The following is a 7,605-nucleotide window of genomic DNA, read 5'->3' on the forward strand; positions in this document are numbered from 1 at the left end:
TGCTCGCGGAGCGGTCAGTGAAACTGCGTATGTCTGACGGCTTGGGTGTGGGTGATGAGCGCTGCATATTGGGGGAGGGCGCCTGGGGCCCAGGCCAAGCGGGTGCTCCGGCTGAAGCCGTTGCTCCCGCCGACGCGGGTGGGGCCGAAGGGCGGCCGACGGGAGAAGCATCCGCGGCGGCGGATCGTGGACGCGATCTTCTACGTGGTGCGGACCGGGTGGGCCTGGCGGCAGCTGCCGAAGGACTTCGCGCCCTGGCCGACGGTGTACTGGTACTTCACGTGGTGGCACAACGATGGCACCGTTGAGTGCATCCACGATGCCCTGCGCGGCAAGGTCCGTGAAGCCGACGGCCGCGACGCGGAGCCGAGCGTGGGGCTGATCGACTCGCAGTCCGTCCGCACCGCCGACACCGTCCCCGCTGCCACCCGGGACTTCGACGCAGGCAAGAAGGTGAAGGGCCATAAACGGTTCATCGTGACCGACACCCTCGGCCTGCTCCTTGCCGTCCACGTCGTCGCGGCGAGCATCCAGGACCGCGACGGCGCCAAGCGACCCCTGCTGTGGACCAGGCTCGACCACCCCGGCGTCAAGAAAGTCTGGTCCGACCAGGGCTTCGCCGGCCGCCTGGTCGAGTGGACCGCCCAGATCCTCGGCCGCGAACTGGAGATCGTCCGCAAGGACCCCGACCAGCGGGGCTTCCAGGTCCAGCCCAAACGCTGGGCGGTAGAGCGCACCTTCTCCTGGCTCACCGCCCACCGCCGCCTCGCTCGGGACTACGAGACCAGCCCGGCCCACTCCGAGACGATGATCCGCTGGGCGATGATCGGCATCATGGTCCGCCGGCTCACCCGAGGCAGACCCGCCACACGGCCCGGCCCACGACCCCTCTCACACGCCCACCATGAGACCTCAAGCACGGTCTGATCAGTCAAACCGTCCGATTGCGCAGCCATCTGGGCACGGAGCCGAACGATTCACTCGGCATCCACGACCGCACCGGGCCGAGGCGACAACTTCTTGAAATTCGTGTCCCCGTGGCCACCCGAAATGGTGCCGCAAACGGTCCTCGGAGGGCCGCGGCGGCCTTCCCGCAGCGGCGTGCACCCTTCCCGCCCGACCACTCCAGATGGGCCTGCAAGGTCCCGTTCGGGCCCTCGCCATTTCGGCTCTGACCTGGTGTTTTCTTGGGAACCTCCTAAGTTGAGAGGACTCTGTCGAACACCCTCGGAGGGGGCACCATGAGCGAGGAATCCAAGACGTACGACGCCAGCACAATCGTGGTTCTGCAGGGCCTGGAGGCCGTTCGGAAGCGGCCCGGGATGTACATCGGATCGGTCGGTGAACGCGGCCTTCACCATCTGGTGCTTGAGGCCACCGAGCGGGCGCTGAACGAGATCCTCGGCGGCACCGCCAGCAGTGTCGAGATCGCCCTCACCGCCGACGGCGGCGTCCGTGTCACCGACGACGGCACGGGTCTTGCGGTCGGGCACGCCGGCCACACCGACGACCCTCCGTTGGAGACCCGGTTGACCGAGCTCTGGTGGGGGGCACCGCCCGCAGACCGACACTCGCTGTTCGGTGGTTACTTCGGCGTGGGATTGGCCGTCGTCAACGCCTTGTCGAGCCGCCTGACGGCAGAGGTACGGCGCGACGGCGCCCACTGGGTGCTGGAGTACGAGCAAGGCGTGCCTGTCGGGGTGCCCGCCCGCACCGGGCCGGCCGACGGCAGCGGAACCGTTATCACCTTCCGGCCCGACGCCGAGATCTTCGAGACGCTGAAGTTCTCGTTCGACACACTGACCGAGCGATTCAGAGAACTGGCCTTCCTGAACCGTGAGTTGGACATCACCCTGATCGATGACCGCGACCCTGAGGCGCCCCGGGCCGTTCGCTTCCGCTTCCCGGGCGGCCCGAGGGACTACATCGCGGAACAGGGCGCCCCGCTCCACCCAGACGTAATCGGCTTCGAGCGCGAGTACTCCGAGATGGAGGGAACCGTGGAGGTGGCCCTCCGCTGGTGCGACTCCCGCGAGGAACGGATCGCAAGCTACGCCAACAGCCTGCCGACCACCGGCGGTGGCACGCACGAACTCGGCTTCCGGGACGGCCTGGCAGCCGCGCTCACCGGCTACGCCCGGGAGCAACAGCTGCTCAGCCCGTCCGACCCCGACTTCACCCCCACCCAGCTCGGCGCGGGCCTGACGGCGGTCGTGTCGGTGAAGCTCGATCGGTCCGAGTTTGAGGGGGCAACCCGCGACCGACTGGGCAACGGGCCCGTCCGCGCCTTCGTCGCCGAGGCCGTCCAAGAGCACCTGACCGCCTGGCTCCGCGCCAACCCGGCGCAGGCGACGGCCGTCTTCGCCCGGATCTTGACGGCCACCCGCCACTGACAGAAGCACACCGAACACACCAGAGCCCAGGTCGGGATGGGGCCCCGGCCCGGGCTTTGGTGGCGCAGACGATCCCAGTGACCCCACTGGCCACACGGCGTGGCAGATCTCAAACACGGTCTGGCACTTCCCACCTGAGCTGGCAGACAGGTCTAGAGTGACGTCCGATGCAGCTTGAGCCGGCAGACGGAGGTGGTCTTGAGCGTCTCGCCGTACTCCACAGGCGGTGGGGGGACCGTGCTTGAGCACCGGTACGCCGCAGTGCTTCTGTCTTCTCTCCTCACCGGTGGTCCGCTCGAAGAGCTCGGCGATCCGGTGCTTAAGCCTTGCCAGATCCGTCTGCAAGCAAGTGAGTTCAGCCCTGTCGATGACGTGGTGATCATTGGCCGCCGTCCGCGGGGGAGCGAGGAGTTCGCGGCCTGCATCGGCGTGCGACGCGATCCTGACGTGGTGCCGTCCGACGCTGCGACGGTGAAGTTGATCGCCAACTACCTCAGGGAGGTCACCGAGCATTGGGGGGAGATCGAGTCCGGTCATCGGCGGCTGGTGCTCGCGGTCACGAACCGAAGCGAGCATGCGTTTCAGCTGGCAAGGCTTGCAGGACTTGCCGAGTCCCGGAACGCACTAGATTTCCGGGCGGAAGCAGCCAAGTCAGGTCCGACCGACGCACCCTTGCGGTCGCGCCTGAGAAGTTTCGACGCGGTGGTGGCAAAAGCGGCTGAGCAGGCAGGCTTGGACACGACCTCCCTTACTGCCGATGAACTCACGTGGCGACTGCTGAAGAGCCTGAAAGTGCAGCACCTGCGTCTGGAAGGCGCGACCGAGCTGGACCGGACCCAGGCGGTGGGACGGCTCCGGCAGTTCGCGTTCGAGGACACTGCCGAATCAGCGGAAGCGGCCTTCGCCCTGATCGAGCGTCGCGTTGGGGACTGGGCCCCCAACGCAGCTCGGGTCACCGAGCCGATGCTTCGTCGTGCTCTTGCTGCACGACTACGACAGCGTTTCTCCACCCCTCCAGCACCGACGGGTTCACCGAAAGTGGAGAGCGACGCGGTGATGCGGGGGCCGCTTGCGAGTCTGGGCCTGGAGCGAGACTTCATGGCAGCTCAGGCCCTGGAGAGTTCTGCCCCGGCGGACGCCGCTGCCGGGTACGAGCGGCTCGGGGACCAGCTGTCTGCCTGGCCGGCGTTTGCACTATCGATGCGCAGACGACAGGCCGTGAGCCTACACAAGGCCGGTGACCACGATGCCGGCACGGCGATTGACGTGTCGGTCATGGCAGCAGCCCTCCAAGCGGGCGAGCCGTGGCTGGCGAGCTCGGTGATCGCCCGCTTGTCGGAAGAGAACATCGAAGCGTCAGACCATCTGATCCGCGTTGCGAACGCCCTAGGGGATCTGGCCGCCTTCGAACATGGTCACGAGGTCTCCCTCGACGATGTCACGACCACGATCGAGGCTCTGCGGCCGCAGGACCCTCACGCCGTTTTCGCTGCCACCTGGTTCGCCGAGCATGCCATCGCCATGGAACGGCTGGACCTGCTCAAGCCACTATCGGCAGTCCTGGACGATCTCGCCGACAGCGCGGCCGAATCCGAGGTTGAATTCCAAGCCAGGCTCAGAGCATGCCTGGCTGACACCGACCACAGCGGAGCCCGATGGGTAAGGCTTCGGCAGGCGTCCCACCCGCCTCACCTGGCATCCCTGCTGCGGGCCCGCTACGCCCGGTTCCTCGCGGAGAACGGAAGGGGCGAGGAATCCGTTGAGCACTACGGAGACGCAATCGAAAGAGCGGTGAGACTGGAACACCATGCCGATGCGGCGGCGTGGCTGGAAGCGCGAAGCCTCGCCCAGATTCGCTACAGCCCGCAACTCGATGGAGCCGACGCCTACCCCAAGACGTCAGTCCTGCGGTCGGCGAGCCAGGCCAGCAGCATTCCTTCACCGTTTTCCGCACGGGAACGTGCCCTGGGGAGGCTGGCTCATCGATCGCATCCAGCAGAATGCCGGGCAGCTCTCGTCCATTACCGCCGCCATGCGGCGGCGTCGGCTGGCTGGAGCGCGGAACGCGAGGCCCACGAACTGCTCGGCAGACTCCACCTGGACCACCACCTCGCCCATGACGCGGTCGGTCCGCTTGTCGCTGCCGGAAGTACCAAACTCCTGCACGAGCTTGTCGAACACCTGCCGGAGGAGCCCGCGGACCTGCCCCAGCCTCTGGGATGGCCAGACCTACCGCGCTGGAAGCGCAAGAGCCTGTTCCTCGCAGCCCGCACGATGGCTGACCTCATGCCCGACCAGCAGGCAAGAGCCTGGGCAGACCTGGCCCTGAAGGAGATCACCGGCTTCGAGACCAAGCCGCCTCTCCACCCGGTCACCCACGAAGCCGCGCTTGCCTACATCCAGGCGGCTGCCCCGGCCTTCACTGCCGATCAGGCCCACCGGTTCATCACCATCACCGAGCACTGGCCCCAGACAGGCACGACAGCCGACCCTCGGGTGGGCCGCCCCTATGCCAACACATTGCTGACCATCGCCCGACAGCACCGCGGCATCCTCCAGGTCGAAGCCGTCGACCGACTGTGCCAGGCAATGCTGGACGACTACACGATGTCCCTTGCCGTGCTGCGCCAGGCAGACGTCCTGCGACTGCAGCCCTCCGTCGTCTCGGACCGCTGCAGTACCCCCACCGGTCCTGGCGCGCTGAAGGCCGCCCTGGCGCTCACCCTCGCCGGCAGCCCAGCCGGACAGTACCGCCCCATGGCACAGTCCCTCCTCGACGCCCACCTTGCGAAACCGGGCTCCGCGAAGCCATCGCCCGAAGCCACCCTGGAGCGAACATCACGGCTGGCAGCCCACCTGCTTGCAACAACCCAATGTCAGGAGTTCACCACAGCCCTCATCGACATCGCCCAGGACCACGACCAGCCAACGCGCAGGCGGCAGGACGCTCTGTATGCCCTCGGGCACATGGCTCCGCGCCTCACCACGCGGCAGCGATCCCAATGCTTCGACACCGCAATGGACGCGACAAGAGGAACCCTGGACGGCGGCAACGGAAACAGCCGCCAGGCCAGTCACCCCCTGGCCCGCTTCCGGTTCAACCACGGCCCGGACACGCTGCGATACGCAGGGATCCACGCAGCCGTCAGTCTTGCGCGGACTGAAGCCCACGCGAGCCAGATTGCGGCCGAAGCCTTCCCGCTTCTCGCACACTGCGAGGAGGACACGGACCGCATCATCGCGACCGCACTGGCCGACCTGTCTCCCGAGTTCCTCGCCCCGCTGATCCCGGTCCTTGCCGGCCATTCGTCGCCCTGGGCACGTGCTCTTGCCGCCCACCTGTGGTGCTACTCCGGCGCAGTACCTGACCGGCGCCTCGGCCTCCTCCTCGCATCCGACCCCTCCCGCCATGTCCGCCGCAACCTGGCGAGCTCGCTTCCTCAGGACCACTCCTACGCCGAGATCCGGTCCGTCCTGAGCCACGACTGCCGACGCTCAGTGCGACACCAAAGCGCAGAGTGCTTCTGAACCCTTCCCTTATCAATGACGCCTACTGAGGGAAGCCCGACTTGCTCACGGCCCTGGAATTCGACACACGCTGTGCACCAGTCCGCGTCTCGCACTACCTGGAGTTGGTGAAGGCCGTCCGCGCGAGCGCAGCCGACGAGCTGAACTGGCTGAAATGGGAATCGACCCTGGACTTCCGGCCGACGAACAGGGCCGACAAGAGCGCCCGTGCCCATCTAGGACCTGTCCGGTCGATCATGTGACTACTTCGGGTCCACGTCGTTGATGTGGACATGGGGCGGGGTGATCTGACGGATGCCGAATGGGAACGGCTGCGGCCGTTCCTACCGGTCAGCAACAGGCGCTGGGGCAGGTGGCGGGACCACCGTCAGGTGATCGACGGGATCTTGCACCGGGTGCGGACCGGGGTGCAGTGGCGTGATCTGCCTGAACGGTTCGGGCCGTGGAAGACGGTCTACGAACGGCACCGACTGCGGTCGGCTGACGGCACCTGGGAACATCTGCTCCAGCAGGTTCAGGCCGAGGCCGACGCGGCAGGTGAGATCGACTGGGACATCTCGGTCGACTCCACTATCGTCCGGGCCCACCAGCACGCGGCCGGTGCCCACACCGACCCGCCGCCCACCCCGCCTCAAAGGGGGCCGAACCATCAGAACACCAGGACGAGACGCCGTGGCAGACCTGGTCGCCCGCCTGGAGGAGGTGGTGCTGGAGGTGAGGGCCTGGGCCATTCGCGCGGCGGGTTCACCACCAAACTGCACCTGAGTGCGGATGGCCGCTGCCGCCCGCTTTCCCTGGTCGTCACGCCGGGACAGCGGGCCGATTGCACCCAGTTCAAGCCTGCGCTGGAGAAGATCCGCGTTCCCAGGGTCGGCCCGGGCCGTCCCCGGACGAAGCCGGACAGCCTCGCGGCGGACAGGGCTTACAGCAACGGGCCGTGCCGCGACTACCTGCGGCACCGGGGCATCCGGCACACCATCCCGGAGAAGACCGACAGCCGGGCCGCCCGCCTGCGAAAAGGCTCACGCGGCGGACGGCCACCGGGCTTCGACGAAGACCGATACAAGAAACGCAACACCGTCGAACGGGCCATCAACCGGCTCAAGAACGCGCGAGCCGTCGCCACTCGTTACAACAAGCGAGGCTACGTCTACCTCGGCACCGCGACCGCCGCAGCCCTCACCGTCTGGCTCCGAACCTGACCGCCCGGACAAGACACAGGGTGGGACAGGGGGCTCGCCCGGCTGCCATGCCTCGGTGACCCATCCGCTGCCGCACCTCTTTAACTGATCGTTTCAGAATGAGTTGAGCCGTGGGCCTTGCGCTCGACGATCTTGGTCGGCAGGGTGGCTCGGATGCGTGCTGATCTTGTTCCGGATGACCTGTGGGAGCGGGTGGCCCCGCTGCTGCCGCCCGCCCCCGAACGGCGCCATCGCCACCCGGGGCGGCTGCGTGTTCCCGATCGAGTGGCGCTCGCCGGCGTCATGTACGTGCTGCGGACCGGTGTCGCGTGGCGTGACGTCCCCGCGGAGGCAGTGGGCTGTTCCGGGGTGACGGCCTGGCGCCGACTGCGGGACTGGACCGAGGCCGGTGTCTGGCCGCGCCTGCACGCCGCCCTGTTGACCGAGCTTCGTCGCGCCGGCCTGCTGGACCTGGACGACTGCTCCGTGGACGGATCGCACGT

The 7,605-nt window shown here is 67.5% G+C and carries 5 protein-coding genes; all 5 read left to right on the top strand.

Going from position 1 to position 7,605, the window contains the following annotated elements:
- The first annotated feature begins 54 nt into the window (after nt 1-54).
- Complete coding sequence (locus tag ABZ318_RS26745) at nt 55-927, top strand: IS5 family transposase (protein ID WP_356905022.1); 873 nt, start codon at nt 55-57, stop codon at nt 925-927.
- Nucleotides 928-1,241: 314 nt separating this feature from the next.
- Nucleotides 1,242-2,393 (top strand): ATP-binding protein, encoded by a 1,152-nt coding sequence (locus tag ABZ318_RS26750; RefSeq protein WP_356905023.1) that lies wholly within the window; start codon nt 1,242-1,244, stop codon nt 2,391-2,393.
- 237 nt (nt 2,394-2,630) lie between these two features.
- Nucleotides 2,631-5,921 (top strand): hypothetical protein, encoded by a 3,291-nt coding sequence (locus ABZ318_RS26755; protein WP_356905024.1) that lies wholly within the window; start codon nt 2,631-2,633, stop codon nt 5,919-5,921.
- Nucleotides 5,922-6,193: 272 nt separating this feature from the next.
- Complete coding sequence (locus tag ABZ318_RS26760) at nt 6,194-7,123, top strand: IS5 family transposase (protein ID WP_356905025.1); 930 nt, start codon at nt 6,194-6,196, stop codon at nt 7,121-7,123.
- 153 nt (nt 7,124-7,276) lie between these two features.
- The coding region (locus tag ABZ318_RS26765) for a transposase (RefSeq protein WP_356905026.1) at nt 7,277-7,605 on the top strand (329 nt) is incomplete at its 3' end.

This window comes from Streptomyces sp. NPDC006197 (assembly GCF_040613865.1).
Lineage (GTDB): Bacteria > Actinomycetota > Actinomycetes > Streptomycetales > Streptomycetaceae > Streptomyces.

What these genes read in the sequence shown, in the direction of transcription:
- ABZ318_RS26750 (WP_356905023.1), top strand. Translation starts at nt 1,242, where the DNA reads ATGAGCGAGGAATCCAAGACGTACGACGCCAGCACAATCGTGGTTCTG.
- ABZ318_RS26760 (WP_356905025.1), top strand. Translation starts at nt 6,194, where the DNA reads ATGGGGCGGGGTGATCTGACGGATGCCGAATGGGAACGGCTGCGGCCG.
- ABZ318_RS26745 (WP_356905022.1), top strand. Translation starts at nt 55, where the DNA reads ATGAGCGCTGCATATTGGGGGAGGGCGCCTGGGGCCCAGGCCAAGCGG.